This window comes from Arthrobacter sp. P1_D12 (assembly GCF_056406175.1).
In genome coordinates this window covers 161,696-188,533 of sequence record NZ_JBFUAR010000015.1, presented here as the reverse complement: position 1 = coordinate 188,533, position 26,838 = coordinate 161,696, and the positions used below count along the sequence as shown (strand labels likewise).

The following is a 26,838-nucleotide window of genomic DNA, read 5'->3' as shown; positions in this document are numbered from 1 at the left end:
CTGCCCTTACGCCTCCAATGCATGACTTCGTTGTCCGCCCCTGCAAACCGCAGGGCCGTCTGATGGAAAAGTAAACTGGATCACAGCCCTTGTCGTCAAGTCTTTAACGCAACAGCCACATAACGAAATGGTTAGTTTCGCCGGATTCCGGCGTGCTGGAAGACCAAAGCCGTGGCCCCGAGGGCCTCGGCCCGGTCGCCCAGGGACGACATCGTGAGGGTGGTTGTCTCGCCTATGACCGGCACCGCGTGGCGGATCAGGCCGCGCCGGATCGGGTCCAGCAGCAGCTGGCCAAGGCCCGCCAGCGGGCCGCCGACGACAATGACCTCGGGGTTGATCAGGTTCGCCACGTTGCCCAGCGCGCGCCCGACGGCGAGCCCGGCGTCGTCCACGACACGGAGCGTGGCGGAGTCCTTCTCCAGGGCCTTGCGAACGATGTCCCCGGGCGAGAGTGGCCGGTCCTCGCCGCGGCTCAGGAGTTCGATCATGGTGGTGGTGGAGGCGATGGTTTCCAGGCAGCCGCGGTTCCCGCAGCGGCAGATCAGCCCGTGCTCGTGGATGGTGGCATGGCCGATTTCGCCGGTGATGCCCACGTTGCCGTAGTACGGGACGCCGTTGAGGATCAGCCCCGCGCCGATGCCCGAACCGATCTTGAGGAACATCAGGTTGCTGATGCCGCTGTGCGGCCCCCAGGTGACCTCGGAGAGGGCGCCCAGGTTGGCGTCGTTGTCCACGAAGACGGGGAGTTCCAGCGCTTCTTCGAGGCGTTTGAGGATGTTGATGCCCACCCATTCGGGCAGGATCGCGCCTTGCGCCACGGTGCCGGTGCGGCGGTCGATCGGGCCGGGAATTCCGACGCCGGCACCCACCAGGGCGCTGCGTTCCACACCACTGTCCGTGAGCAGCCGGTCCAGCACGCCGACGGCGGCCTGGATGCCTTCCTCGGCGTGGTGGCCAAGGGGCAGCAGGACAGACTCTTCGGCGATCACGTGGTAACTCAGCGAGGCCAGCACGACGCGCAGGTGGCGCCGGCCGAAGTCGATTCCGACGGCGACGGCCCCGTTGCTGTTGAGCCGGACGTTCAGGGCGCGCCGCCCGGAACTGGTGATCGGTTCAGTCGAGGCCAGCCCAGCGTCCTGCATGATTTTTACGATGTTCGAGACCGTGGCTGTCGAAAGCCCGGTCTGGCGGGCCAGTTCCGCCTGCGTAGATGGGCCCGCGAGGAGGCATTCGATGATCCGCTGCTGGTTCAAATGCCGGAGGGCGGACTGCGATCCGGGGTTCTTGGTTCGGCTCCTCGTTGAGCGCGTTGGTGAGGGCATGCTATGAAGCGTGACGCATTCGCGCCTTGTAGTCAAGAAGTTAACGCAACGATAACGGCCGCGCCGGTCGAATGCCGGGGAGAGAGCGGTCAGTAGCCGCCGTCTCCGCGGCAAGGACGTTCTGCCCCGCTGGCACGCTGTCCGGGTGGAATTGCACCACACCCCGCGTTCCGGGCCGCGGCTACTCTGGTCGGGAGAGCCCGCCGCGACCAGCGGAGGCGTCCGGAAACGTGAGGTGGTAACGGTGCTGCTGGCCCTGATGCAGGCGAACTCCGCCGTGCTGGACATCGAGGCGAACTGCGCCGCGGTGGAGGTCGCGGCGCGCAATGCGTCCGCCGCGGGTGCGCAGCTGCTGGTGACCCCGGAACTCTTCCCCGTGGGCTACGCGCCGCGCCGGCTGCGGGAGGCGTTCGATCCCGGCAGGTTGCCCGCGCTCCGGGAAGTCCTGGCCGGCATCGCGCGGCGCAACACCATCGCCCTGGTCTACAGCCTGCCCGCGGTGACACCGGCCGGCGGGTGGCATATTTCCGCCACCCTGGTCGACGAGGCGGGCGACGAGCTGCTCAGTTACGACAAGGTGCACCTGTTCGGCCCGGACGAGCGGGCGGCGTTTACGCCCGCCGCGGCTGCCCCCGGCGTCGTGGATTTCCACGGGCACAAAACGGCGCTGGTCATCTGCTACGACATTGAGTTTCCCGAGTCGGCGCGGGCTGCCGCCCTGCGCGGCGCGGACCTGCTGCTGGTGCCGACGGCACTCGCCGGCGGATTCGACGTCGTGCCGCAGGTGCTGATCCGGGCCCGCGCCCTGGAGAACCAGCTGACGGTCGCCTACGCCAATCACACCGGTTCGGAGGATGATTGCGACTTCCGCGGCGGCAGCGTCGTCGCGGGCCCGGACGGCTCGGTCCTGGCCGCGGCCGGAGCGGGGCCGGAACTGTTGTTTGCCGAGCTGGGTGAGCCCGGCCGCGCCGCGGCAGACGGCATCGAGGACGCCGTGGACTACCTGCGCGACCGCCGCCCGGAGATCTACCGCTCCTGGGAAGTCTGACCGGCGGCGGACGCCTGACCTGCGGTGGCCGGTGCGCCGGACGTTGCTGGGGCGGCCGGGGTGGGCGGATCAGGCTCGGCCTGGTACTGCAGGGCGATCCAGAGTTCCGCGCGCGCCTGGGCCTGGTTGAGATCAAGGCCCAGCAGCTCAGCGATGATGCCGATCTGCCGGCGGACGCTGTTTCGATGCAGTCCCGTGGCCTTTGCTGTGGCGTCCCAGCTTCCGTTTTCGCCCAGCCAGGCCCGCAGGATGCCGAGCAGGCTGTCGCGGCGCTCCGGCTCGAGGGCGAGCAGGGGTGCCAGCAGATGGCCCGCCAGCAGGGTGCCGGCAGCCGGTCCCAGCAGGCCGGCCACCGACCACGTCACGTCGTCCGCCCGGACGCTCCGGCGGCTCGTGAGAACGCGGTTGCGCAGTGAAGCGGCGTGCCGGTAGGCCTCCGGCAGGTTCGCGAAATCGGTGCCGCTGCCGATCACAAGGCGCCAGCCGAGCCGCTCGACTTCTGCGAGCAGGGCGTCGTCGACCTTTAACCGGGTGATGGCGGCAAAGCCGTACTCGGTGAGCTCCACCAGTTTGGTGTCGAACAGCCGCCGCCACTCCAGCAGCGCCCGCACCGGAGCCTCGCCCGGTCCGCCCGGGGTCCGGGAGCCGCCCGGGGTCCGGGCGCTGTCCGGGGCGGCGTCAATCCGGAGACCCTGTACGACCCGCAGCTGGCCGGACCGGGTGGAGGAGATGCTTTGGGCCAGCAGGTCCTTGAACCCGTTGACATGCCGTGCGGATCCTGAGGCCACGCTCTCCGGGTGCAGCAGCAGCGCCGTGGCCAGCTGGCTCGGGGCCAGGGAGCCGCTGATGCGCTGGCGGACCAGCAGTTCCAGCAGCCCGACCGCGGTGGAGACAACGCTGTTCTGGGCCGGGGTCAGCGGGGCGTCCGTGCCGAGGATGAGCGCGCCGAGGTTGGCGTCCCGGGTGCTGCGCAGCGGATACCCGAAGACCAGGGACGAGCCCACGGCATCGAACGAATCCATCTCCACCCGCGGACCGCTGCCGGCGAGCAGCCTGGCCAGCAGCGGCTGCAGGTCGGCGGAGTCAACGCCCGGCACGGTGCCGGCAGCGGCGCCGGCGGCCTGCGGGCCGGGGGAGGGGCCCGAACCGCGGGCGCGCACCCGCCCGTCGGCGCCGACCAGCACGGCCCAAACCGGGACGCGCTGGACCAGGGCCGCGAGGAGTTCGTGCTCGGGGCGCGCGGACAAGACCGCGCGCATGAGCTGCCGGCTGGTGTCGGCCAGCTGGCGGAAGGTCTTGGCGTTGTCTGACTCGAGGAGCCGGGAGAATTCCAGTCCCAGCGCGGCGAACGGGAGGCTCTCCGGGATGGCGACCAGGGTCAGGTTGTGCTGCCTGCAGGCCCGCACCACGGGATCGGGCACGGCGTCGAAATACGGCTCCAGCCCAAAGCCCAGGGCGCCCACGCGGGCCTGGACCAGGCGCCGCACGTAAGCGTCCACCGCATCCTCGCTGCCGCCCCCGCCCACGAACGGCAGGCCGGCCGTGAGCAGGAACTCGCCGTCGAGCAGGTAGGGGGTGGGATCTTCCAGTTCGCTGGGCTCCACCCAGCGCAGGCGCTCCTGGCCGTTGCCGCCGTCGTGCACGACGGCCAGTGCGGACAACTGGCCCAGGAACTGCGCCAGCGTGACGAAGCCGAGCCGCTCCGGGTCCTCAGCAGCCACGGCCGCGGCCCCCGTGCCGGCCGCCTGGCCGGCGGGGTCCAAGTGCATTAAGTCTCATGAGTGAAGACTACAGGTCATTTTGCACAACCTTGAGAGGTGGCTCACACGCCTAGGGTTGGTTCGGGAAACCGACCACTACTGAAGATAAGGACGTCAACGATGACTGTGCCAACTCTGATCGGCGAACGCCCGCCGGCGGAAGCCTCCCGTCCCGGGCTCACCGCCCAGCTCCTGCGCCGCAAGCCGATCGGACAGCTGGTCCGCGAGGCCGAGACCGGACACGGCGGCACGCGGCTGGTCCGCAGCTTCGGTGTCCTGCAGCTGACCATGATCAGCGTCGGCGCCACCCTGGGCACCGGAATCCTGGTCATCCTGGGCCAGTCGGTACCGCTCGCCGGCCCGGCCATCTGGATCTCCTTCGCCATCGCCGGCTTCGCCGCCCTGCTCTCCGCCGTGTCCTACGCGGAAATGGCCGGCCTGGTCCCTGCCGCCGGTTCCAGCTACTCCTACACCTATGCCACCATGGGCGAGGGCATGGCCTGGATCTGCGGCTGGTGCCTGGTGCTCGAATACGCCGTCTCCGTGGCCGCCGTCGCGGTCGGTGCGGGCCAGTACGTCAACGAGGCCCTGGCGGTCTTCGGCCTGGAACTCCCGGACGCCATCTCGCAACCGCCGGGAGCCGGCGGCGTGCTGAACGTGCCCGCAATCGTGATTGTCGCCCTGGCCACCGTGCTGTTGGTCCGCGGCGCCAAGGAGAGCGCCTGGATCAACACGGCGATCGTCCTGGTCAAAGTCGGCATCCTGCTGTTCTTCTGCGCCGTGGCCTTCACCGCCTTCAACGGCGGACACTTCGAACCCCTCATGCCGATGGGCGCCGCCGGCGTCTCGGCCGCAGCCTCCCGGGTCTTCTTCTCCTACATCGGCTTCGATGCAGCCTCCACGGCCGGCGAGGAGGCCCGGAATCCCAAGCGCGACCTCCCGCGGGCCATCCTGCTCTCCATGCTGATCGTCACCAGCATCTATGTGCTTGTGGCCGTCGCCGCCATCGGCGCGCGCCCCTGGGGCTGGTTCGACGGTACCGAGGCGGCCCTCGTGAAGATCCTTGAGGAAATCACCGGCCAGCCCTGGGTTGGCGTGGTGTTCGCCGTCGGCGCCGTGCTCGCCATCGCCAGCATCGTGCTGACCGTGCTGTACGGGCAGACCCGGATCCTGCTTTCGATGTCGCGCGACGGCCTGGTGCCCAAGGTCTTCGGCCGGATCTCGGCCCGGACCGGCACGCCGGCTGCCGGAACCCTGATCGTGGGCACCGCCGTCGCACTGACCGCCGGCCTGGTGCCGCTCGGTGCCCTCGCGGACGCGACCAGCATCGGTACCCTGTTCGCCTTCGCCCTGGTCAACGTGGCAGTCATTTACCTGCGGCGGACCCGGCCCGAACTCACGCGCAGCTTCCGCGTCCCGCTCTTTCCGCTGACACCGGTTCTCGGCGCCCTCATGTGCGCCTACCTGATGGCCAACCTCGGCGCCGAGACCTGGGCTGTGTTCGGTGCCTGGATGCTCGTTGGCTGTGCCGCCTACTTCGGCTACGGCCGGAAGAACTCCAGGGTGGCTGCGCTGAGCCACGAGGACTACCTTGACCTATCAAGCCGCCACCCTGACAACACCACCACACACGAGGAACTGAAGGCAGAGATCTCATGACCATCGCCACCGAACTTCCGGCTCCCGAACCCGCTGCTGAGGCGGGCGCGGCGCCCGTCACCATGCTGAATCCGGACTTCCCGTTCAGCTACGACCACTACCTCGCCCACCCGGAGGGCCTGGGATCGGTGCCGCCCGAGCTCTACGGGACCGAGGTCGCCGTCGTCGGTGCCGGACTGTCCGGACTGGTGACCGCGTATGAGCTCATGAAGCTCGGCCTGCGGCCCGTGGTCTACGAGGCCGACAGGATCGGCGGCCGGCTGCGGACCGCCAGTTTCCCGTCCGCGCCGGGCATCGTGGCAGACCTCGGCGGAATGCGTTTCCCCGAATCCGGCAAGGCCTTCTACCACTACGTGGACCTGCTCGGGCTGCAGACCCGGGCCTTCCCCAATCCGCTGGCGCCGGCGACCTCCAGCACGGTGATCGAGCTCGCTGGCCAGAAATACTATGCCGAGACCGCGGCAGACCTGCCGCCGTTCTTCCGTGAGGTGGCAGACGCGTGGAAAGCCGCCGTGAACGACGGCGCCGGGTTCGCCGAGATGCAGGACGCCATCCGCGCCCGGGACACAGCCCGGATCAAGGAACTCTGGAACGCGCTGCTCCCGCAGCTGGACGAGCAGACGTTCTACGGCTTCATCGCCGGCAGCGACTCCTTCAAGGAAGCCGGATTCGCCCACCGCGAGGCCTTCGGGCAGGTGGGATTCGGCACCGGCGGCTGGGACACCGACTTCCCCAACTCGATCCTCGAAATCCTTCGCGTGGTCTACACCGACGCCGATGACCGGCACCGGCTCATCGACGGCGGCGCGCAGCGGCTCCCCGAGGCACTGTGGGAGCACGCGCCTTCGGGTATGGCCCACTGGCCGGACGGCACCTCGCTGGCGTCGCTGCACGCAGGCGCGCCGCGCGGCGCCGTGGACCGCATCGCCCGCGACGGCGGCGGGGACTTCCGGATCCGGGAACGCTGGGGTCGCGAATCCGCCTACCCGGCGGTGGTGACCACCTGCCAGTCATGGCTGCTCTCGACCCGGATCCACACGGACGAGGCCCTGTTCCCCGCCGAACTGTGGACGGCGATCGAACGCTCCCACTACATGCAGTCCTCCAAAACCTTCGTCATGGTGGACCGGCCGTTCTGGAAGGACATCGACCCGGCCACCGGCCGCGAGGTCCTGTCCATGACGCTGACCGACCGGCTGAACCGTGCCACCTACCTGCTGGACAACGGCCCGGACCAGCCGGCCGTGATCCTGCTGTCCTACACCTGGAACGACGACGCGCTGAAGTGGCTCTCGCTCACCGCGGAGGAACGGGCGGAGCTCATGTTGCACTCGCTGGAGCAGATCTACCCCGGGGTGGACATCGCCAGCCACATCGTGGGCCAGCCCATCACCGTCTCGTGGGAGGCCGACCCCAACTTCATGGGCGCCTTCAAGGCCAACCTGCCGGGACACTACCGCTACCAGCAGCGGCTCTTCACGCACTTCAAACAGGACGGGCTGCCGGCCGAACAACGCGGGATCTTCCTCGCCGGCGACGACGTCTCCTTCACCGCCGGCTGGGCCGAGGGAGCCGTCACCACCGGGCTCAACGCCGTCTGGGGCGTAGTCAACCACCTCGGTGGCTCCACCCCCGCCGGGAATCCCGGACCGGGCGAGCTGCTCTCCGAGCTCGGGCCGATCGCCCTGGACTGAACGGCGCCGGCCCCGGCGCTGGTTTCCTCAGGCGTTGTGAAGTTCGCGGTGCGCGCGTGCCAGTTCCTGGTAGTGGGCGGCGTTGTGCTGGACACCGGCGAACTCCTCGTCGCTGAGCTCGCGCCGGACCTTGGCCGGAACGCCGGCCACCAGCGAGCGGGGCGGGATAACGGTGCCCTCCAGCACCACGGCACCGGCGGCGATGAGGGACCCGGCGCCGATCACGGCCCCGTTGAGGATGGTGGCGCTCATGCCGATCAGGCAGTCGTCCTCAACGGTGCAGCCGTGGACCACGGCGCTGTGGCCGACGCTGACCCGCGCACCGACGGTGCAGGGGAAGCCGGGGTCGGCGTGCAGCACCACGTTGTCCTGCAGGTTGCTGCCGGCGCCGACGGTGATGGCGGCGGTATCGGCGCGGACACTGACACCGTAGAAGGCGCTCGAGTTCTCGGCCAGGGTGGCGTTGCCGATCACGGACGCCGTGGGCGCGACGAAGGCGGAGTCATGGACGGCCGGAGTGGTACCGGCGAATGCGTAGAGGGGAGCCATGCCTCCAGCCTAGGACACACCGCCGCCCCCCGTCAGGCGGGGGAGCGGAGCACCGTGAAGCCCTCGCCGCGCGGGTCGCCTGAGGTGCGCGGGTCGCCTGAGCTGCGCGGGTCGGGTGCGGGGAGTACGACGGCGATCGGCGCGCCCGGTCCGGCCACCCGCCCGAGTTCGCGGACGACGTCGTCCCACTGTTCCGGGGGCAGGCCCGCCAGGGCGTCTACCGCCCACACCGAGTCAAACGCGGCATCGGCGAACGGCAGGGAAACCGGTCCCGCCACGGAGGCTTCCAGCCCGTGGGATCGGGCGATGTGGATGTTCTCCTCGGACTGGTCGACACCGGTGAAATGGATGCCGGACTGCACAAAGTGCAGCCCGTCGGCGCCCGGGCCGCAATCCAGGCCCAGCACGCCGTGCCGGCCCTCGTTCTTCAACAGCGCCACAAACGATTCGAGCCGGTCCCTGCGGGAGGATTCCATAGCTCCAGTTAATGACCGCTTCTAGTTAAAGACAACCGTCCGGTTGCCGTCGAGCAGGACGCGGTGCTCGGCATGCCACTGCACGGCCTGGGCGAGGGTCCGGCCCTCCACATCGCGGCCCATCTGGACGAACTGCTCCGCGGTGCGCCGGTGGTCCACCCGGATGACTTCCTGCTCGATGATGGGCCCCTCATCCAGGGCCGCCGTGACGTAGTGCGCCGTGGCGCCGATGAGCTTCACGCCGCGGGCATGCGCCTGGTGGTAGGGCTTGGCACCCTTGAAGGAGGGCAGGAACGAGTGGTGGATGTTGATGGCCTTGCCCGTCAGTTCGGTGCAGAGCTCGTCCGAGATGATCTGCATGTACCGGGCCAGGACGGTGAGCTCGATGTCGTGTTCCTTCATCAGGACCCGGAGGGCGTCCTCCGCCTGGATCTTGGTGTCCGGGGTGACCGGGATGTGGTGGAACGGGATGCCGTAGAACTCCGCCAAACCCTCGAGGTCGCGGTGGTTGGACACGATGGCCGGAATGTCGATCGGCAGGGTTCCGGAGCGCTGCAGGAACAGCAAGTCATTGAGGCAGTGGGCGGACGTGCTGGCCATCAGCAGGGTGCGGACCTTCCGGCCGGCCGGGTTGAGGCTCCACTGCATCCCGAAGGCCTGCGCCACAGGTTCCAGCGCCGCCTGCAGCTCCGCCTGGGCCGCCGCCGTCGTCGCCTCCACCCGCATGAAGAAGGTGCCCGTTCCCTGGCTGCCGTACTGCTGGGAATCTGTAATATTGCAGCCCGCCACCAGGAGGGCCCCGGCGACGGCGTGCACGATGCCAGGCCGGTCAGGGCAGGAAAGAGTCAGGATGTAGGAGGCAGTCAGGTTCTCATCAGTCACGAGGAACAGCCTACCTGCGCTTCAAGGGCAGTTTTGAAAGGGTTTTGGTAGTGTTAACCCGTCGCAACTGGCGTTGGATGGCTAACCATCAGGGAGCGGCACTCACGAAGACCACGGATCGTACGCCTGGGCCGAGGGTCATGTCTTACCGGTCGGCAGCATCACCGCTGCCGCACCGTTGCTGGTGCCCGCACGGGGTGCCGGCCGCCGCTGTCGCGGCCCGCTGTTAAGGGGCCCGTAATCAAGGGGCGGCGCAACGGGCCAGCCGGTAGCCTGACCAATAGCCGTACCCGTTGCCAACCAGGAGTTCCTCGTGACTACTACCACCGCCACCTCAGCCGCCGTGAGCAACCAGCCGCTGGCCGAACTCGACCCTGAAATCGCCGCCGTCCTGGCCCAGGAACTTGGCCGCCAGCGCGGCACCCTGGAAATGATCGCTTCCGAGAACTTCGCCCCGCGCGCCGTGATGGAAGCCCAGGGCTCCGTCCTGACCAACAAGTACGCCGAGGGCTACCCGGGACGCCGCTACTACGGCGGGTGTGAATACGTCGACGTCGCCGAGCAGCTCGCGATCGACCGCGTCAAGGAACTGTTCGGCGCCGAATACGCCAACGTGCAGCCGCACTCCGGCGCGCAGGCCAACGCCGCCGCGCTCGCCGCCATGATCACCCCGGGCGATAAGATCCTGGGCCTGTCCCTGGCCCACGGCGGGCACCTCACCCACGGCATGAAGCTGAACTTCTCCGGGAAGCTCTACAACGTCGCCGCCTACCAGGTCGAGGAAGATGACTTCCGGATCGACATGGACAAGCTGCGCGAGCAGGCCATCGCCGAAAAGCCCCAGGTGATCATCGCCGGCTGGTCCGCTTACCCGCGGCACCTCGATTTCGCGGCCTTCCGTTCGATCGCCGACGAGGTCGGCGCCCTGCTCTGGACCGACATGGCGCACTTCGCCGGCCTGGTCGCCGCTGGGCTGCACCCGAGCCCGGTCCCGTACTCCGACGTCGTGACCTCCACCGTGCACAAGACGCTGTCCGGTCCGCGCTCCGGCGTGATCCTGGCCAAGCAGGAGTGGGCCAAGAAGCTTAACTCCGCCGTGTTCCCCGGCCAGCAGGGCGGCCCGCTCATGCACGTGATCGCGGCGAAGGCCGTGGCCTTCAAGATCGCCGGCACGGAGGAATTCAAGGAGCGCCAGGAACGTGTGCTCGAAGGCGCCAAGATCATCGCCGAGCGCCTCGGCCAGGCCGACGTCGCCGGTGCGGGCGTCTCGGTCCTGACCGGGGGCACCGACGTGCACCTGGTCCTGGTGGACCTGCGCAACTCCCAGCTGGACGGCCAGCAGGCCGAGGACCTCCTGCACTCGATCGGCATCACCGTCAACCGCAACGCCGTGCCGTTCGATCCCCGCCCGCCGATGGTCACCTCCGGCCTGCGCATCGGCACACCGGCCCTGGCCACCCGCGGCTTCGGCGCCGAGGAATTCACCGAGGTGGCGGACATCATCGCCACGGCGCTGAAGTCCGGAGCTGCCACGGAGATCGAACCCCTGCAGGCCCGCGTGGACAAGCTCGCCGCCGATTTCCCGCTGTACCCGCAGCACGAGCAGTGGTAGGCCATGACTTCTTCGCACACCGCAAAAACGGCTGAAACTGCACGGATCCTTGACGGCAAGGCCACCGCCGCCGCCATCAAGGCCGAGCTGACCGAGCGCGTGGCAGTGCTCAAGGCCCAGGGCATCACGCCCGGGCTGGGCACCATCCTGGTGGGCTCCGATCCCGGCAGCACCTGGTACGTCGGCGGCAAACACAAGGACTGCGCCGAGGTGGGCATTACCTCCATCCGCCGCGACCTGCCGGAAGAGACCAGCCAGGACGAACTCCTGGCCGTGGTCCGCGAGCTCAACGAAAACCCGGAATGCACCGGCTACATCGTGCAGCTGCCCCTGCCCAAACACATCGACCAGGACGTCATCCTGGAGGCCATGGATCCCGAGAAGGACGCCGACGGCCTGCACCCGATGAACCTGGGCCGGCTCGTGGCCAACGTCAGCGGCCCCATGAAATCCCCGCTGCCGTGCACGCCCAAGGGCTGCGTGGAGCTGCTGACCCGGCATGGGATCGACCTGAACGGCAAGCGCGTCCTCGTGGTGGGCCGCGGCGTCACCATCGGCCGTCCCGTGGGTCTGCTGCTGACCCGGAAGGACGTCAATGCCACGGTCATCCTGGCGCACACCGGAACGGTGGACCTGCCGGCGGAACTGCGGCAGGCCGACGTCGTAATTGCCGCCGCCGGGCAGCCGCACATGATCAAGGCCGCGGACCTCAAGCCCGGGGCGATCGTGCTCGACGTCGGTGTCAGCCGGGTCGATGACGGCAGCGGCAAGGCAGTGGTCACCGGCGACGTGGACCCCGCTGCGGCCGACGTCGCCGCCTGGCTCTCGCCGAACCCCGGGGGAGTGGGGCCCATGACCCGCGCCATGCTGCTCGCCAACGTGGTGGAAACCGCGGAACGCCAATGGGCAGAGAAAAACCGCTGGGCAGAGGACCCGGCGCCCCCCCCCACCGCAGGATTCCGCACGTTCTACCGCCGGCCGGCATAACGGAACGGATACGTCAGGAGTTTTTACGAAAAGACTCTTTCATAGTTTGCGGGGATCCACTACCGTGGTGCGGGTGTCCGAACTTGCCTCTAAAGAATCACGCGCGAGCAGCCCCTCCGACGCCGCTCTCCCATACGTCATCACTGCCGAGAACCTGACCAAACGTTACGGCGACGTCACCGCCGTCGACGGCATCTCCTTCCGCGTTCCCGCCGGGGAAGCGTTCGGCCTGCTGGGCCCCAACGGCGCCGGCAAGTCCACCACGATGAAGATGATCGGCGGGGTCTCGCAGCGCACCTCCGGCAGCCTGAACATCATGGGCCTGGACCCCGAGCAGCACGGGCCGGAGGTCCGCGCCCACCTCGGCGTCGTGCCGCAGCAGGACAACCTGGACGAGGAACTGAAAGTCCGGGACAACCTGCTGGTCTACGGCCGCTATTTCGGCCTGCCCATGAGCTACCTCAAACCCAAGGCCGACGAGCTGCTGGAATTCGCCCAGCTCACCGACAAGGCCAACTCCAAGGTCGATGCCCTCTCCGGCGGCATGAAGCGGCGCCTGACAATCGCCCGCTCGCTCATCAACGAGCCCCGGATCCTGCTGCTGGACGAGCCGACGACCGGCCTTGACCCGCAGGCCCGGCACATCCTCTGGGACCGGCTGTTCCGGCTCAAGGAACAGGGCGTCACCCTGATCCTCACCACGCACTACATGGACGAGGCCGAGCAGCTGTGCGACCGGCTGATTGTGGTGGACAAGGGCAGGATCATGGCCGAGGGATCGCCGGCCAGCCTGATCCGCGAATACTCCACCCGCGAGGTCCTGGAACTGCGCTTCGGCTCGGAACGCAACGCGAGCGTCGGCGCGGAGCTCGGCGGCATCGGCGAACGCGTGGAAACCCTGCCGGACCGGGTGCTTATCTACGCCCACGACGGCGAGGCCGCCCTGGAGCAGGTCACCGCCCGCGGCCTGCGTCCGGTCACCTCACTGGTCCGCCGCTCCTCACTCGAAGACGTCTTCCTGCGCCTGACCGGCAGGAGCCTCGTTGACTAAGAAAGAGCAGCTGGCTAAGCCAATTCAGGCAGCGGGCACGACGGCGGGCGCCGCGGCGGCGGGGACGGCCCTGCGCGCGCACTCGCCGGAAGTCTCGGCCGCCCGTGCCCGCCGCTGGGGCGCGTTCTACTACGCCGAACAGGTCCTGCGGGTCATGAAGGGCTACGGCTGGACCATCGTGATGTACGGCGTGGGACAGCCGGTGGCCTACCTGTTCGCGATGGGCGTTGGCCTGGCCACCCTGGTCGAGTCCAACGGCACCGGCGTCTTCGGCGGGGTCAGCTACCTGACGTTCATCGCGCCGGCCCTGCTGATCTCGGCCGCCGTCATGACGGCCGCCAACGAGTTCACCTTCCCCGTGATGGACGGCTTCAAGTGGCGGCGCGTCTACTACGGCCCGCACGCCTCACCGCTGACTCCCGAGCAGATCGCCGGCGGCCAGATCATCGCCGTGACGGTGCGCTTCCTGCTGCAGTCGGCCATCTACTTCGCCGTCGTCGCGCTCTTCGGCGCCTCGCCCGGCGCCTGGGGCTGGGTGTCGATCCTCATCGCCACCCTCGCCGGCCTGTCCTTCGGCCTGCCGCTCATGGCCTACGCGGCCACCATCCAGCACGACAAGGGCCAGTTCGCCATGGTCATGCGGTTCATCGTCATGCCGTTGTTCCTGTTCTCCGGCACGTTCTTCCCGCTGGAGACGCTCCCGCTCGCAGTCCGCTGGATCGGCTGGATCTCACCGATCTGGCACGGAACCGAGCTTGGCCGCGTGGTCAGCTACGGGTACGAGGAAGAGCCGTGGCTCACCGTCGTCCACATCCTCTTCCTGCTGGGCCTGGCGGCTGCCGGCTGGATCCTGACAAAACGCCAGTTCGCCAAAAGGATGGCCTCATGAGCGTCCTGACGGGAAGTTTCAACACAGGGGACCACAGCGTCACCGAAGCCGCGCGCCGCCGCCGCTTCGGGCCCATCTACTCCCGCAACGTCCGCGCCGTCGTCGCCCGCGGGCTCATGGCCACCAAGAGCAGCAACTGGATGGTCATGGTCTCCGGGTTCTTCGAACCCGTGCTGTACCTGATCTCCATGGGCGTGGGCCTGGGCGCCATTGTCGGGTCGGTCCAGGGCCCGGGCGGGCAGGAAATCAGCTACGCCGCGTACATCGCGCCGGCGCTGCTGGCCGTGTCCGCCATGAACGGCGCCGTCTACGACTCCACGTGGAACGTCTTCTTCAAGATGAACTTCGCCAAGCTGTACCAGGGCATGCTCTACACCTCGCTGGGGCCGCTGGATGTCGCCATGGGCGAAATCTTCCTCGCCCTGCTGCGCGGGGCCATGTACGCGACCGGCTTCACGGCCGTCATGGGCCTGATGGGCCTCATCACCACGCCGTGGGCCATCCTGATGATCCCGGCCTCGGTGCTGATCGCGTTCGGCTTCGCGAGCTTCGGCATGGGGATCACGAGCTACATGAAGACATTCCAGCAAATGGACTGGATCAACTTCGTCATGCTGCCGATGTTCCTCTTCAGTGCCACGTTCTACCCGCTCAGCGTCTACCCGCAGTCCATCCAGTGGCTGATCCAGGCCATGCCGCTGTGGCACGGCGTGGAACTGCTGCGCCAGATCAGCGTGGGGGTGTTCACCCCGGCCACCGCCGTGCACATCGGCTACTACCTCGTCATGATTGCCCTCGGCGTCCTGCTCACCACGAGCCGGCTGCGCAAACTGTTCCTCAAGTAGCCGTCCTTCCAAAAAGGAGACCCCATGATCGGAAAATGGCAGGCCCTCGTCATCGACTGCGAGGACCCGGACAAGCTCGCCGGCTTTTACCAGGAGCTGCTGGGGATGATCCGGGTGCAGGAGGACGAGGAATGGATTTCGATCGGCGACGCCGCCGACCGTCCCGCCGTCGCCTTCCAGCGGGTGGAACGGCTGGTCCGCCCGCAGTGGCCCGACGCCGAGCACCCGCAGCAGATGCACGTGGACGTGCTCGTCGGGGACCTCGACGCCGCCGAAGCCGAGGTGCTCCGGCTCGGCGCCACCAGCCTCGACGCCGGGACGGAAACCTTCCGGGTCTACACGGACCCCAGCGGCCACCCGTTCTGCCTGGTCCTGACCTAAACGCTGGTCCTGACCTAGGCCGGGCGCCGGGGCGGCGTTCGCCCGGGGTGGAAGCGCAACGGGCGGCCGGCCCCGTTTGCGATAATGGGCTCATGCAATCTCTGGGTAGCTCCTCGTCCACGTCCAACGACACCACGGCCCGCGGCCGGTTTTCCATGTTCCGCATCAGCGGGCCGGGGCTGCTGGTCTTCATCATCGCGTTCGTGGTGGCCGTGATCTTCGCGGCCAACCAGAACGATGTCGTGGGCTGGATCGTGGCGATCATCGCCGGCTTCTGGCTGGCGCTGGCCTCCTTCGTCGTGTTCAGCATCCAGAAGGCCGCCAAGAAGGCCGGGGCCAGGCTGAACGAGGCCCAGAACGCGTTCAACGCCGCAGCGGGCCGGCCGCCCGCGGCAGGCAGCGCGGACCACGGCGGAACCCGCGTGGTGAGCGAAAGCCGCGCAGCGGACAGCGTCCGCGACATGAAGCTGGACCACTCCTTCAAGATTGTCCAGGTCCAGGTCCGGGTGGTCGAGCAGGAGCGGGCGAAGGGCGACGCGGCGGACCGCGACACGATCAGCCGCGCCCTGGAGACCATCGAGATCACCGCCACCAACGCGCGGGACATGATCAAATCCTCGGGCGGCGATGACGCTCCCGTCAGCGGAACCATCATCGACTAGAGTGGATCGGGTGAGCTCGGCATTGAAGAAGGACCACCTTCGCATCGCGTCAGTCAACGTCAACGGCCTCCGTGCCGCCTACAAGAAGGGCATGGCGGAGTGGCTTGAGCCGCGCGAGGTGGACATCCTGTGCCTCCAGGAGGTCCGCGCGCCGGACGCGATCGTCGAGGAACAGCTCGGCGAGGGCTGGTACATTCTCCATGCCGAGGCCGAGGCCAAAGGCCGGGCCGGCGTTGCCATTGCCTCCCGGGAAGAGCCCCTGGCCACCCGGGTGGGGATCGGCGATGACTTCTTCGCCACGGCCGGACGCTGGGTCGAGGCGGACTACATCGTGCGGGACGCGGACGGGCAGGCTTCACAGATGACCGTCGTGAGCGCCTACGTGCACTCGGGCGAGGCCGGCACTCCCAAGCAGGACGACAAATTCCGTTTCCTCGACGTCATGGCCCAGCGGCTGCCCGAACTCGCCAAGCACAGTGACCACGCGCTGGTGGTGGGCGACCTCAACGTCGGCCACACGGAGCTGGACATCAGGAACTGGAAGGGCAACGTCAAACGTGCCGGCTTCCTGCCGGAAGAGCGGGCCTATTTTGACCGCTTCTTCGGCGAGGAAATCGGCTGGAAGGATGTTCACAGGGGCCTGGCGGGTAACGTCGACGGCCCCTACACTTGGTGGTCGCAACGGGGCCAGGCCTTCGACAACGACACCGGCTGGCGCATCGACTACCACATGGCCACGCCCGCTCTCGCTGCTGCCGCAGTGTCAGCCGTTGTTGACCGGGCAGCGTCCTGGGACACACGCTTCTCCGACCACGCCCCGCTGGTAGTGGACTACCGGCTCTAGTCTTAAGGCTTCCACGAATGACCACCACTTCAACTGCGACCACTGTGGCCCAGGCCGGCGTCGCCCCCGACGCTCAGACTGCCACCGCGAAGGACGCCTCTGCGGCCACCGCGGCCCGGCACCGCATCCTCTCCGGCATGCAGCCTTCCGCCGACTCCCTGCACCTGGGCAACTACCTCGGCGCCCTCGTGAACTGGGTCCGGATGCAGGACGAGTACGACGCCGTCTTCTTCATCCCTGACCTGCACGCGATCACCGTTCCGCAGGATCCGGCCGAGCTGGCGCACCGCACCCGGGTCACGGCCGCGCAGTACATTGCCGGCGGCGTCGACGTCGACAAGTGCACGCTCTTCGTCCAGTCCCAGGTTCCCGAGCACGCCCAGTTGGCGTGGGTCCTGAACTGCATCACTGGCTTCGGCGAGGCGTCCCGGATGACCCAGTTCAAGGACAAGGCGCACAAACAGGGATCAGACCACGCCAGCGTCGGGCTGTTCACCTACCCCATCCTGCAGGCAGCGGACATCCTGCTGTACCAGCCGCACGGTGTCCCCGTCGGTGAGGACCAGCGCCAGCACGTGGAACTCAGCCGTGACCTGGCCCAGCGGTTCAACTCCCGCTTCGGCGACACGTTCACGGTGCCGCAGCCCTTCATCCAGAGGGAATCCGCGAAGATCTACGATCTGCAGCACCCCACCGCCAAGATGTCCAAGTCTGCGGAGTCGCCGGCGGGGCTGATCAACCTGCTGGACGAGCCCAAGGTCACGGCCAAACGGATCAAGTCCGCCGTGACGGACACGGAGACCGAAATCCGGTTCGACCGGGAGGCGAAGCCGGGCGTGTCCAACCTGCTGACCATCTACTCCTCGATCACCGGGCAAAGCGTCGACGCCCTCGTCACCGCCTATGAGGGAAAGATGTACGGCCACCTGAAGGCGGACCTCGCCGAGGTGGTCACGGAGCACCTGACCCCGATCCGGAACCGGGCCAAGGAGCTGCTGGACGATCCCGCGGAGCTGGACCGGCTGCTGGGCCTCGGCGCGGACAAGGCCCGGGAGATTGCCTCGCTGACCCTGCGCGACGTCTACGCCAAGGTGGGTTTCCTGCCCTACGCCGGCGCCCAGGGAGTCCGCTAGGTCAATGTCCTCCGTCAGCAAAGTCACCGCGAAAGCCGCCACGTCGAACGGACAGCGCAGCGAAGGCATCAGCATCGGTGTGATCCTGAGGTTCCCGGCGGACATCGCCGAGGAGCTCCAGCGCTGGCGGGCATCCTTCGGGGATCCCATGGCCGCCGTCGTCCCGGCCCACATCACTCTGGTCACCACCACCATGACGAAGGACTGGGCCGCGACCCAACGCCATGTCCGGGACGTGGCACGGCGGCAGGAGCCCTTCACTGTGACCATCGCAGGGACCGGGTCTTTCCGGCCGGTGTCCCCGGTGGTCTTCCTGAACGTAGAGGACGGCTTCGGGGACTGCGTGAACCTGCACCGCCAGCTGCAGTCCGGCCCGCTGGAGCGGGAACTGCCGTTCGGCTACCACCCGCACGTCACCGTGGCCCACGATGTCGCCCCGGAAAGCCTCGACGAGGCCGAAACGGTCCTGAAGGATTACAGGGCCACGTTTCCTGTGGCTAGCATGGGACTTTACGAGCACGATGACAACGGCATCTGGCAGCTACGGGAAGAGCTTGATTTTGGGACCAAACCTGACCACGACAGAGGCCCGGACGGCACCGCCGGCGCCCGATAAGCCGCCGCTCCCCACCGATCTGGCCGGGCTGAAACTGGAAGTCATCCGCAAGAGGGTCGAATGGGGCCGGGCCCGGCGCTCCGGCGGCGGCATGGTCGCGTCTCTGATCGCGATGATGAACTGGCTCCTGGCCCGGCTGAATATGCTGCTGCCCCTGCGCGCATACTCGCACTACCTGCGTCAGCGTGGCCCGCTGTTGAGTGCCGGCATCGGCTTCCGGATGTTTTTCTCCATCACGGGCCTGTTGGCCACTGGCTTGTCCTTGGCCGGCCTCGTGCTCAGCGACCACCCGGCCCTGCTGGACCAGGTCATCAGGAGTGTGGCCGCCGCCGCGCCGGGCCTGCTGCAGGTCGACGGCAGCGAGGGGCTGGTTGACCCCTATGCGCTGCTGAACCCCACCAGCCTGGGTTGGGCCGCCGGGATCGCCGCCGTGGTGACGGTGTTCACGTCCCTGGGCTGGATCAGCGGCATCCGCGACGGCATGCGGAGCATGATGCAGCTCGGCCCCTTGGTGATGAATCCGATCCTGCAGATACTCAAGGACGTCGGCACGCTGCTGCTGATGGGGTTGGCCCTGGTAGTCAGCTCCGCGGCCTCGCTGATCTTCGGCACGGCCGCCGGATGGGTTACCGAGCAGCTGGGCCTCGAGCCGCTAGTTGCCGGGCCGCTGACGACCTCCGTCACGATCCTCGTCCCGCTGCTGCTCGGCTGGGGCACCGCCCTGATCATGTACCGGGTGGCCGCCGGGCTGAAGCCGACCCGGCGCTCCCTGCTGGAAGGGACCACTCTCGCCGCGGTGGGCACCACCATCCTCCAGATCTTCAGCACCCAGCTGCTGGCCAGCGCCGGCAAGAACCCCATTCTGGCGCCCTTCGCCATCATCATCGGCCTACTGATCTGGTTCAACCTGGTCAGCCAGGTCTACGTGATCTGCGCCGCGTGGGTGGCGATCCGGGAGGAGGACCTCAAGGCCGGGCCCGCCGCCGCGACCACCGGCTGGGGTGCCCGGCGCGTCCAGCCGGGTAAAACCCCGGTCGAGCAGCGGGTCCGCCGCAGGCCGCTGGCCGCCGCGTTCAGGCGTCGAGGTACTGGTCGGCCCACGCCGAAATAATCCTCGCCGCACGGGCCGCCTGGCCTTTGCCGGTCAGGAGATGGTCGCTGCCCTCCAGCGAGACGAAGCTGCGCGGGTGGCGTGCCGTCTGGAAGATGGTGCTGGCGTTTTCGATCCCGACCGTATTGTCGGTGGGGGAGTGCAGCACCATGAGTGGCTTGTGCAGCTGCCGGATGCAGTCCGTCAGGTCCGCGTTCTCGAGATCCTCGACGAAGTGCCGGCGGATCTCCACCCGCTTGCCGCCGAGATCCACCTCGGCGCTTCCCTCGCTCAGGATGCGGTCCAGGGCCGCGTCAAAGACGTGGGCCACGTGCTTGGGGGAGAAGGGGGCACCCACGGTGGCCACGGCCCTCAGCTCCGGGATCTGCCGCGCGGCGGACAGGACGGCCGCGCCGCCAAACGAGTGGCCCACCAGCAGGGAAACCCGCCGGTCTGAGTCCCGCATGAATTCGGCGGCCTTGACGGTGTCGGCCACCTTGTGGCTGAAGGACCCCTCCGACCACATTCCCGCCGACTCTCCGAGCCCCACGTTGTCGAACCGGAGCATGCCCACGCCGTTGTCCGCCAGGGCCTTGCACATCCGCGACGCCGAGGGGCTGTCCTTGCCCAGGGTGAAGCCGTGCGAGAACACACCCCAGCCCTTGACCGGGCCCTCCGGCAGGTCCAGCACGCCGGAGAGCCGCTCGCCGGTGGAACCCAGGAACGAGACTTTTTCTGAGTGGGACAAAGTGTCCCCTTTCGTGTGAGGGCGAATCATTGAGGGCCGAAACGACGGCGGCGCCCCCMCCCGGAAGGTGAGAGGCGCCGTCGTCGGTAACTACTGAAGGTGAAGCCGGTAATGCGGGCCGGGGAACCGGTCCTTAGACCTTGCGGGACAGGATGGCCTGCTTGACCTCAGCGATCGCCTGCGTGACCTGGATGCCGCGGGGGCATGCTTCGGTGCAGTTGAAGGTGGTGCGGCAGCGCCACACGCCTTCCTTGTCGTTGAGGATCTCCAGGCGCATGTCGCCGGCGTCATCACGGGAATCGAAGATGAAGCGGTGCGCGTTGACGATCGCCGCCGGGCCGAAGTACTGCCCGTCGGTCCAGAACACCGGGCAGGACGAGGTGCACGCGGCGCACAGGATGCACTTGGTGGTGTCATCGAACCGTTCGCGGTCCTCGGCGGACTGCAGGCGTTCCTTGGTGGGCTCGTGGCCACGGTTGATCAGGAAGGGCATGACTTCGCGGAAGGACTGGAAGAACGGCTCCATGTCCACGATCAGGTCCTTCTCCACCGGCAGGCCCTTGATGGGCTCGACCGTGATGGGCTTGGACGTGTCCAGGTCCTTCAGAAGGGTCTTGCAGGCGAGGCGGTTGCGGCCGTTGATGCGCATGGCATCGGAACCGCAGACGCCGTGGGCGCAGGAACGGCGGAAGGAGACGCTGCCGTCCATCTCCCACTTGATCTTGTGCAGGGCGTCCAGGACACGGTCGGTGCCGTACATGGTGACCTTGAAGTCATCCCACGTGGCGTCCTCGGAGACCTCGGGGTTGTAGCGGCGCACACGCAGGGTGACGTCGAAGGACGGGATTTCCCCGCCCCCGCCGACGCCGGCGGGCAGGTCGATCTTGGATGCTGGCTCAGCGAGTTCAGCGCTCATCTTAGTACTTCCTCACCATCGGCTCGTAGCGCGTAAAGACCACCGGTTTGGTGGCAAGCCGGATGCCGGCAATCGACTCGGCGGAACCGTCCGCCGGGGCGTGGTCATCCTTGTACGCCATGGAGTGCTTCATGAATTTTTCGTCGTCGCGCTCGGGGAAGTCCTCGCGGAAGTGGCCGCCGCGGGATTCCTCGCGGTGCAGGGCCGCCACGGTCATGACCTTGGCGAGCTCGAGCAGGAAGCCCAGCTCGACGGCCTCGAGCAGGTCCAGGTTGAAGCGCTTGCCCTTGTCCTGGACGCTGATGCGCTGGTACCGCTCCTCGAAGGAGGCAATGTCCTTCAGGACCTGGTTCAGCGTGTCGGCGGTGCGGAACACCTGCATGTTGGCGTCCATGGTGTCCTGCAGTTCCTTGCGGATCGCAGCGACCTTCTCGGTGCCGTCAGAGGTGCGGACGTGGTCCAGCAGGTTCAGCGTGTAGGCCTCCGGGTCAACGGGGAGCTCCACGAAGTCGGCGGTCTTGGCGTACTCGGCGGCGGCGATGCCGGCGCGCTTGCCGAACACGTTGATGTCCAGCAGCGAGTTGGTGCCCAGACGGTTGGAGCCGTGGACGGAGACGCAGGCGACCTCGCCGGCGGCGTAGAGGCCCGGGACCACCGTGTCGTTGTCCTGGAGGACCTCGGCGCTGATGTTCGTGGGGATGCCGCCCATGGCGTAGTGCGCCGTCGGGAACACCGGAACCGGCTCCGTGTACGGCTCCACACCCAGGTAGGTGCGGGCGAACTCGGTGATGTCCGGCAGCTTGGCATCGATGTGCGCAGGCTCAAGGTGCGTCAGGTCCAGGAGGACGTAGTCCTTGTTCGGGCCGCAGCCGCGTCCCTCACGGACTTCGTTGGCCATGGAGCGGGCCACGATGTCGCGCGGGGCGAGGTCCTTGATGGTGGGCGCATAGCGCTCCATGAAGCGTTCACCCTCGGAGTTGCGCAGGATCGCGCCTTCGCCGCGGGCGGCCTCGGAGAGCAGGATGCCCAGGCCGGCCAGGCCGGTCGGGTGGAACTGGAAGAATTCCATGTCCTCCAGGGGGATGCCCCGGCGGAACGCGATGCCCATGCCGTCACCGGTCAGGGTGTGGGCGTTGGAGGTGGTCTTGAAGACCTTGCCGGCGCCGCCGGAGGCGAACACCACGGACTTGGCCTGGAAGACGTGCAGCTCGCCGGAGGCGAGGTCGTAGGACACGACGCCGGCGACGCGCTTCTGCTTGTACGGCGTGCCGTCCTCGCGGACGGCGTCCTCTTCGACGGTCAGCAGGTCCAGGACGTAGTACTCGTTGTAGAACTCGACGTTGTGCTTGACGCAGTTCTGGTAAAGGGTCTGCAGGATCATGTGGCCGGTGCGGTCGGCGGCGTAGCAGGCGCGGCGGACCGGTGCCTTGCCGTGGTCGCGGGTGTGGCCACCGAAGCGGCGCTGGTCAATGCGGCCCTCGGGCGTGCGGTTGAACGGCAGGCCCATCTTTTCCAGATCCAGGACGGCGTCGATCGCTTCCTTCGCCATGACCTCGGCGGCGTCCTGGTCAACCAGGTAGTCGCCGCCCTTGATGGTGTCGAAGGTGTGCCACTCCCAGTTGTCTTCCTCGACGTTGGCCAGGGCTGCACACATGCCGCCCTGCGCCGCGCCGGTGTGGGACCGCGTGGGGTACAGCTTGGTCAGTACTGCTGTTCGGGCGCGCTGACCTGATTCGATCGCCGCGCGCATCCCGGCGCCACCGGCACCGACGATCACGACGTCGTACTTATGGACCTGCATACCAGACGCTCTTTCTCTCAAAATTCGCTATAAACCACCGGCAGGCCGCGCCTGCCCGGTGAAGTCTCGTGCAATCTGCGCCTGCGCTCGGCAGGCAAGATCAGTTGCCGTGACGGACCGCGGATTCCTGCCCGGACGGGCTGCTGTCCGCGGCGGTTCCGCCGCTACGGCTGAACCATTACGGCTGCGCCGCTAAGGCGCGGGGCAGAAACCGCCGGGAAGCTGGACGCCGTTGGCCACGGGGCACGGATTGAACGTGAAGATGACCAGGGTGCCCAGGATGATGATGACCGTGGTGGCCGCGTAGAGCACAATCTTCAGCCAAAGGCGCGTTGCGTCCTTCTCGGCGTAGTCATTGATGATCGTGCGGACGCCGTTGGTGCCGTGCAGCATGGCGAGCCACAGCATGGCCAGGTCCCAGACCTGCCAGAACGGGTCGGCCCACTTGCCGGCCACAAAGCCGAAGTCGATCGCGTGGATGCCCTCGCCGACCAGCAGGTTCACTGTCAGGTGGCCGAAGATCAGCACCACCAGCACGACGCCGGAGAGGCGCATGAAGAGCCACGCGAGCATCTCGAAGTTGCCCTTGGAACCGCCAGTGCGGCGGTACTTGGGCTGGATCTTGCCGCTACTGGGTTTTCCACTGCTGGGTTTTCCGCTGCGCGGACTCTGAATGGTTGCAGTCATGGCTTAGTGACCTCCAAGGGCGAGGGACAGGTGGCGGATGGAGAAGCCGACCATGACGACGACCCAGAGGCCCAGGACCGTCCAGAGCATCTGACGCTGGTACTTGGCACCCTTCTTCCAGAAGTCGACGGCGATGATCCGCAGGCCGTTGAAGGCGTGGAACACGATCGCCGCGACAAGGCCCGTTTCACCCAGGGCCATGAGGGGGTTCTTGTAGGCACCAATCACTGCGGTGTAGGCCTCGGGGGACACACGCACCAATGAGGTGTCCAGCACGTGGACCAACAAGAAGAAGAAAATCACTACACCGGTAATGCGGTGTCCAACCCAGGACCACATGCCTTCACGGCCGCGGTACAAGGTGCCAGCTGGTTTTGTCGGCACTGAATAAACCTCCCTGCAACACAGCGGCGCTGGCATGGGATCCACGCGGGGGGAACGCCTGCTGCGAGAGCACTCGTAAGCTCAAGCCTAAATCTAGGCTTCGCTAACAGCTTATTCAATTTGGGAACTCCTTGTTGACCGGCCCCGGCGCGGTTTTGCGTTTGTTTTGAGACGAACGCCACATTTGGCTGTGGTCGCAGGTGCCTGTAGGGCCGGATCCCGGCTCAATTCGGACCGAATTGGCCGCCGTCGGCTAAAGTAGCCGTGATGACTACAGACAAAGTGACAAGCCAGGATTCACCGCTGGACCGTTTTATTGCGGTCATTCCGGCGGGCGGAGTGGGGACCCGCCTCTGGCCCCTGTCACGGGCAGCAGCCCCGAAATTCCTTCACGACCTCACCGGTTCGGGCAGCACTCTGCTGCGCGCGACCTATGACCGCCTCCAGCCCGTCGCCGGCAAGCACGTGCTGGTGGTGACCGGCTCCGCCCACAGGGCAGCCGTCTGCCGCCAGCTGCCTGAGGTCCTGGAAGCCGACCTCGTCCTGGAGAGCGAACCCAAAGACTCCGGTGCTGCGATCGGCCTCGCCGCGGCCATCCTCCACGAGCGGGACCCGGACATCATCATGGGCTCGTTCGCCGCGGACCAGGTCATCAGCCCGGATGACCTCTTCCAAGACGCGGTCCGTGAGGCCGTCTACACCGCGGCCGCGGGCAAGATCGTCACCATCGGCATCAAGCCGACCCATCCCTCCACCGGATTCGGCTACATCCGGTCCGGCGCGAACCTCCACATCCCGGACGCGCCCAGTGCGCAGTCCGTGGTGGAGTTCGTGGAGAAGCCCAGCGAGGAAGTGGCCCAGGAGTACGTCGACAGCGGCGAATATGTCTGGAACGCGGGTATGTTCGTGGCCCCGGTCTCGCTGATGCTCAAGCACCTCGAAGCCAACCAGCCCGAGCTCTTCGCCGGACTCCAGGAGATCGCCAAGGCCTGGGACACTCCGGAACGCGACGCCGTCACGGCCCGGGTGTGGCCCACGCTGCCCAAGATCGCTATTGACTACGCCGTCGCCGAGCCCGCCGCCGCCGCCGGCGACGTCGCCGTGGTGCCCGGAACGTTCCTCTGGGACGACGTCGGGGACTTCGCCTCCGTGGGCCGGCTCAACAGCGCCAAGGAAGTCGACGAGGTCACGGTCCTGGGCGAGGGCGCACGCGTCTTCACCGAGAACGCGAGCGGCGTGGTGGTCTCCGATACCAAGCGGGTGATCGCCCTGATCGGCATCAAGGACGTCGTGATCGTTGACACCCCGGACGCCCTGCTGGTCACCACCAAGGAACACTCGCAGCGGGTCAAGCAGGCCGTGGATGCCATCAAGGCCAAGGGCGACACCGACGTCCTGTAGCCGGAGCAGAGCGGATCACGGCCTGTGCAATGTTCAGCAATCCGTAACGCGCCGTACCCGATGCCGCTATTCTTTGGCCGCTCGATAGAGTTATTCCGTGCGCAACTATTCGACTGAAGCTGAGCCCACGACTCTCGTGGGGCCGTGGCTGGAGCCCCTCCTGCCGGAGCTGATCGCTTTCCGCCGCGACCTCCATGCGCATCCGGAACTTTCGTTCAAGGAGTTCCGCACCACCGACAAGCTGGCGAAGCGGCTCGAGGAAGCCGGGCTCAAGCCGCGCCGCCTCGAGGGCACAGGCCTGACGGTCGACGTCGGACAGGGTCCCATCGCCACCGCACTGCGCGGGGATATCGACGCCCTGCCCATCATCGAGGAAACGGGCCTTGAGTTCGCCTCGAAGAACCACGGCGTGACCCATGCCTGCGGCCACGACGTCCACACTGCCACCATGCTCGGGATCGCGCTGGTCCTGCAGCGCATGCACGAGGCCTCCCCGCTGCGCGGAACCGTCCGGATCATCTTCCAGCCGGCCGAGGAGACCATGCCCGGCGGCGCCACCTCGTGCATCGAACAGGGCGTCCTGGAAGGCGTGCCGCGCATCCTGGCGCTGCACTGCGACCCCCGGATCGAGATCGGCAAGATCGGCACCCGGATCGGGGCGATCACCTCCGCCTCGGACACCATCAAGATTGAACTTTCCGGCCGCGGTGGCCACACCTCGCGCCCGCACCTGACCGAGGAGCTGGTCTTCGCCCTGGCGCAGATCGCGGTCAACGTTCCCGCAGTGCTCTCGCGCCGCGTCGATGTCCGCAGTGGCGTGTCCGTGGTCTGGGGGCAGATCTCCGCGGGCTCGGCCCCGAACGCCATCCCGGGCAGCGGCTACATGGCCGGCACCATGCGCTGCCTGGACCGCGACGCCTGGCACGACGCCGGCGAGCTGCTCGACGACATCATCCGGCAGGTCGCCGAGCCGTACGGCGTCGATGTCCACCTGGAACACACCCGCGGCGTGCCGCCGGTGGTCAACTCCGAGCACGAGACCGCGCTGATCGAGGCCGCGGCCCGCGCCGAAATCGGCRAGGGCGCCGTGGTCCTGACCCCGCAGTCCATGGGCGGGGAAGACTTTGCCTGGTTCCTGGCCGACACCCCCGGCGCCATGATGCGCCTCGGCACGAAGACGCCCGGCGGGGAAGAGTATGACCTCCACCGCGGTGACTACATCGTCGATGAGCGGGCGCTGGGCCTGGGCATCCAGGTGCTCACGGCGGCGGCCCTGCGCACCATCCGCGACCTGTAAGCCGTTCCGCCCGGACCCGTACAGCGGGCCCGCCCTGCTGCACCCGGCCAGGACCGCCGCGCGGAGTTTCCCCACCTTTGCCGGCACGACGCCGGGACACGCCG

General features: G+C 67.5%; 26 protein-coding genes. 16 read left to right on the top strand and 10 right to left on the bottom strand.

Going from position 1 to position 26,838, the window contains the following annotated elements; all coding sequences use genetic code 11:
* Window positions 1–131: 131 nt before the first annotated feature.
* On the bottom strand, window positions 132–1,322 hold the full coding sequence (locus tag AC1DZV_RS13365) for an ROK family transcriptional regulator (RefSeq protein WP_028277321.1): 1,191 nt from the start codon (window positions 1,320–1,322) through the stop codon (window positions 132–134).
* 259 nt (window positions 1,323–1,581) lie between these two features.
* Between AC1DZV_RS13365 and AC1DZV_RS13360 the strand changes: the two genes are divergently transcribed.
* Window positions 1,582–2,370 (top strand): nitrilase-related carbon-nitrogen hydrolase, encoded by a 789-nt coding sequence (locus tag AC1DZV_RS13360; RefSeq protein WP_476950474.1) that lies wholly within the window; start codon window positions 1,582–1,584, stop codon window positions 2,368–2,370.
* On the opposite strand, the gene AC1DZV_RS13355 is transcribed toward AC1DZV_RS13360, so the two are convergent.
* Window positions 2,349–4,139, bottom strand: a complete 1,791-nt coding sequence (locus AC1DZV_RS13355) for a PucR family transcriptional regulator (protein WP_476950365.1) — start codon at window positions 4,137–4,139, stop codon at window positions 2,349–2,351. The two genes, AC1DZV_RS13360 and AC1DZV_RS13355, sit on opposite strands and share 22 nt — an antisense overlap.
* Before the next feature lie 111 nt (window positions 4,140–4,250).
* Between AC1DZV_RS13355 and AC1DZV_RS13350 the strand changes: the two genes are divergently transcribed.
* Entirely contained in the window at window positions 4,251–5,789 is a 1,539-nt protein-coding gene (locus tag AC1DZV_RS13350; RefSeq protein ID WP_476950366.1) for an amino acid permease, read from the top strand.
* Complete coding sequence (locus AC1DZV_RS13345) at window positions 5,786–7,483, top strand: flavin monoamine oxidase family protein (RefSeq protein ID WP_476950367.1); 1,698 nt, start codon at window positions 5,786–5,788, stop codon at window positions 7,481–7,483. The genes AC1DZV_RS13350 and AC1DZV_RS13345 overlap by 4 nt, the downstream gene beginning before the upstream one ends.
* A 27-nt stretch (window positions 7,484–7,510) precedes the next feature.
* On the opposite strand, the gene AC1DZV_RS13340 is transcribed toward AC1DZV_RS13345, so the two are convergent.
* Genes AC1DZV_RS13340 through purU form a run of 3 tightly spaced genes read right to left on the bottom strand, consistent with a single transcriptional unit; the run spans window position 7,511 to window position 9,390 of the window.
* Window positions 7,511–8,032 (bottom strand): gamma carbonic anhydrase family protein, encoded by a 522-nt coding sequence (locus AC1DZV_RS13340; RefSeq protein ID WP_028277325.1) that lies wholly within the window; start codon window positions 8,030–8,032, stop codon window positions 7,511–7,513.
* 32 nt (window positions 8,033–8,064) lie between these two features.
* Window positions 8,065–8,508, bottom strand: coding sequence for a class I SAM-dependent methyltransferase (locus AC1DZV_RS13335; protein ID WP_476950368.1), 444 nt, complete (start codon window positions 8,506–8,508; stop codon window positions 8,065–8,067).
* A 21-nt stretch (window positions 8,509–8,529) separates the two neighbouring features.
* Window positions 8,530–9,390: a formyltetrahydrofolate deformylase gene (purU, locus tag AC1DZV_RS13330; protein WP_028277327.1), complete on the bottom strand. Its 861-nt coding sequence runs from the start codon at window positions 9,388–9,390 to the stop codon at window positions 8,530–8,532.
* 313 nt (window positions 9,391–9,703) lie between these two features.
* Here purU and glyA point away from each other — a divergent pair, with 313 nt between their 5' ends.
* The 11 genes from glyA to AC1DZV_RS13275 all read left to right on the top strand — a co-directional run bounded on the left by glyA (window position 9,704) and on the right by AC1DZV_RS13275 (window position 19,521).
* The gene (gene glyA, locus AC1DZV_RS13325; protein ID WP_459384157.1) at window positions 9,704–11,002 is read left to right on the top strand and encodes a serine hydroxymethyltransferase; all 1,299 of its coding nucleotides are present in this window, start codon (window positions 9,704–9,706) and stop codon (window positions 11,000–11,002) included.
* 3 nt (window positions 11,003–11,005) lie between these two features.
* Entirely contained in the window at window positions 11,006–11,989 is a 984-nt protein-coding gene (locus AC1DZV_RS13320) for a bifunctional methylenetetrahydrofolate dehydrogenase/methenyltetrahydrofolate cyclohydrolase (protein ID WP_476953879.1), read from the top strand.
* Between the two features lie 73 nt (window positions 11,990–12,062).
* Complete coding sequence (locus tag AC1DZV_RS13315) at window positions 12,063–13,040, top strand: ABC transporter ATP-binding protein (protein WP_043436284.1); 978 nt, start codon at window positions 12,063–12,065, stop codon at window positions 13,038–13,040.
* Between the two features lie 10 nt (window positions 13,041–13,050).
* Complete coding sequence (locus tag AC1DZV_RS13310; RefSeq protein WP_476950475.1) at window positions 13,051–13,929, top strand: ABC transporter permease; 879 nt, start codon at window positions 13,051–13,053, stop codon at window positions 13,927–13,929.
* Window positions 13,926–14,774 carry an ABC transporter permease gene (locus tag AC1DZV_RS13305; RefSeq protein ID WP_079553256.1) on the top strand — a complete coding sequence of 283 codons (849 nt, stop codon included), beginning with the start codon at window positions 13,926–13,928 and terminating at the stop codon, window positions 14,772–14,774. The genes AC1DZV_RS13310 and AC1DZV_RS13305 overlap by 4 nt, the downstream gene beginning before the upstream one ends.
* Before the next feature lie 24 nt (window positions 14,775–14,798).
* Window positions 14,799–15,155: a VOC family protein gene (locus tag AC1DZV_RS13300; protein WP_230009984.1), complete on the top strand. Its 357-nt coding sequence runs from the start codon at window positions 14,799–14,801 to the stop codon at window positions 15,153–15,155.
* 92 nt (window positions 15,156–15,247) lie between these two features.
* Window positions 15,248–15,817, top strand: coding sequence for a hypothetical protein (locus tag AC1DZV_RS13295; protein ID WP_476950370.1), 570 nt, complete (start codon window positions 15,248–15,250; stop codon window positions 15,815–15,817).
* A gap of 10 nt (window positions 15,818–15,827) precedes the next feature.
* On the top strand, window positions 15,828–16,661 hold the full coding sequence (locus AC1DZV_RS13290; protein ID WP_476950371.1) for an exodeoxyribonuclease III: 834 nt from the start codon (window positions 15,828–15,830) through the stop codon (window positions 16,659–16,661).
* 17 nt (window positions 16,662–16,678) lie between these two features.
* Window positions 16,679–17,794: a tryptophan--tRNA ligase gene (trpS, locus tag AC1DZV_RS13285; RefSeq protein ID WP_476950372.1), complete on the top strand. Its 1,116-nt coding sequence runs from the start codon at window positions 16,679–16,681 to the stop codon at window positions 17,792–17,794.
* Window positions 17,795–17,798: 4 nt separating this feature from the next.
* On the top strand, window positions 17,799–18,410 hold the full coding sequence (locus tag AC1DZV_RS13280) for a 2'-5' RNA ligase family protein (protein ID WP_223914197.1): 612 nt from the start codon (window positions 17,799–17,801) through the stop codon (window positions 18,408–18,410).
* Window positions 18,355–19,521, top strand: a complete 1,167-nt coding sequence (locus AC1DZV_RS13275; protein WP_476950476.1) for a YihY/virulence factor BrkB family protein — start codon at window positions 18,355–18,357, stop codon at window positions 19,519–19,521. Before AC1DZV_RS13280 ends, AC1DZV_RS13275 begins: the two co-directional genes overlap by 56 nt.
* Here the strand turns inward: AC1DZV_RS13275 and AC1DZV_RS13270 are convergent.
* The 5 genes from AC1DZV_RS13270 to sdhC all read right to left on the bottom strand — a co-directional run bounded on the left by AC1DZV_RS13270 (window position 19,484) and on the right by sdhC (window position 24,036).
* Window positions 19,484–20,248, bottom strand: coding sequence for an alpha/beta hydrolase family protein (locus AC1DZV_RS13270; RefSeq protein WP_476950373.1), 765 nt, complete (start codon window positions 20,246–20,248; stop codon window positions 19,484–19,486). The two genes, AC1DZV_RS13275 and AC1DZV_RS13270, sit on opposite strands and share 38 nt — an antisense overlap.
* A gap of 133 nt (window positions 20,249–20,381) precedes the next feature.
* Window positions 20,382–21,164 carry a succinate dehydrogenase iron-sulfur subunit gene (locus AC1DZV_RS13265; RefSeq protein ID WP_476950374.1) on the bottom strand — a complete coding sequence of 261 codons (783 nt, stop codon included), beginning with the start codon at window positions 21,162–21,164 and terminating at the stop codon, window positions 20,382–20,384.
* A gap of 1 nt (window position 21,165) precedes the next feature.
* Window positions 21,166–22,965: a succinate dehydrogenase flavoprotein subunit gene (gene sdhA, locus AC1DZV_RS13260; protein ID WP_028277340.1), complete on the bottom strand. Its 1,800-nt coding sequence runs from the start codon at window positions 22,963–22,965 to the stop codon at window positions 21,166–21,168.
* Window positions 22,966–23,157: 192 nt separating this feature from the next.
* Entirely contained in the window at window positions 23,158–23,652 is a 495-nt protein-coding gene (locus AC1DZV_RS13255; RefSeq protein ID WP_476950375.1) for a succinate dehydrogenase hydrophobic membrane anchor subunit, read from the bottom strand.
* A gap of 3 nt (window positions 23,653–23,655) precedes the next feature.
* On the bottom strand, window positions 23,656–24,036 hold the full coding sequence (gene sdhC, locus AC1DZV_RS13250; protein ID WP_079553238.1) for a succinate dehydrogenase, cytochrome b556 subunit: 381 nt from the start codon (window positions 24,034–24,036) through the stop codon (window positions 23,656–23,658).
* Window positions 24,037–24,303: 267 nt separating this feature from the next.
* Here sdhC and AC1DZV_RS13245 point away from each other — a divergent pair, with 267 nt between their 5' ends.
* Both AC1DZV_RS13245 and AC1DZV_RS13240 read left to right on the top strand, forming a co-directional pair.
* On the top strand, window positions 24,304–25,437 hold the full coding sequence (locus tag AC1DZV_RS13245; RefSeq protein ID WP_026537818.1) for a mannose-1-phosphate guanylyltransferase: 1,134 nt from the start codon (window positions 24,304–24,306) through the stop codon (window positions 25,435–25,437).
* A 97-nt stretch (window positions 25,438–25,534) separates the two neighbouring features.
* Window positions 25,535–26,734 carry an amidohydrolase gene (locus AC1DZV_RS13240; RefSeq protein ID WP_476953878.1) on the top strand — a complete coding sequence of 400 codons (1,200 nt, stop codon included), beginning with the start codon at window positions 25,535–25,537 and terminating at the stop codon, window positions 26,732–26,734.
* Window positions 26,735–26,838 lie beyond the last annotated feature (104 nt).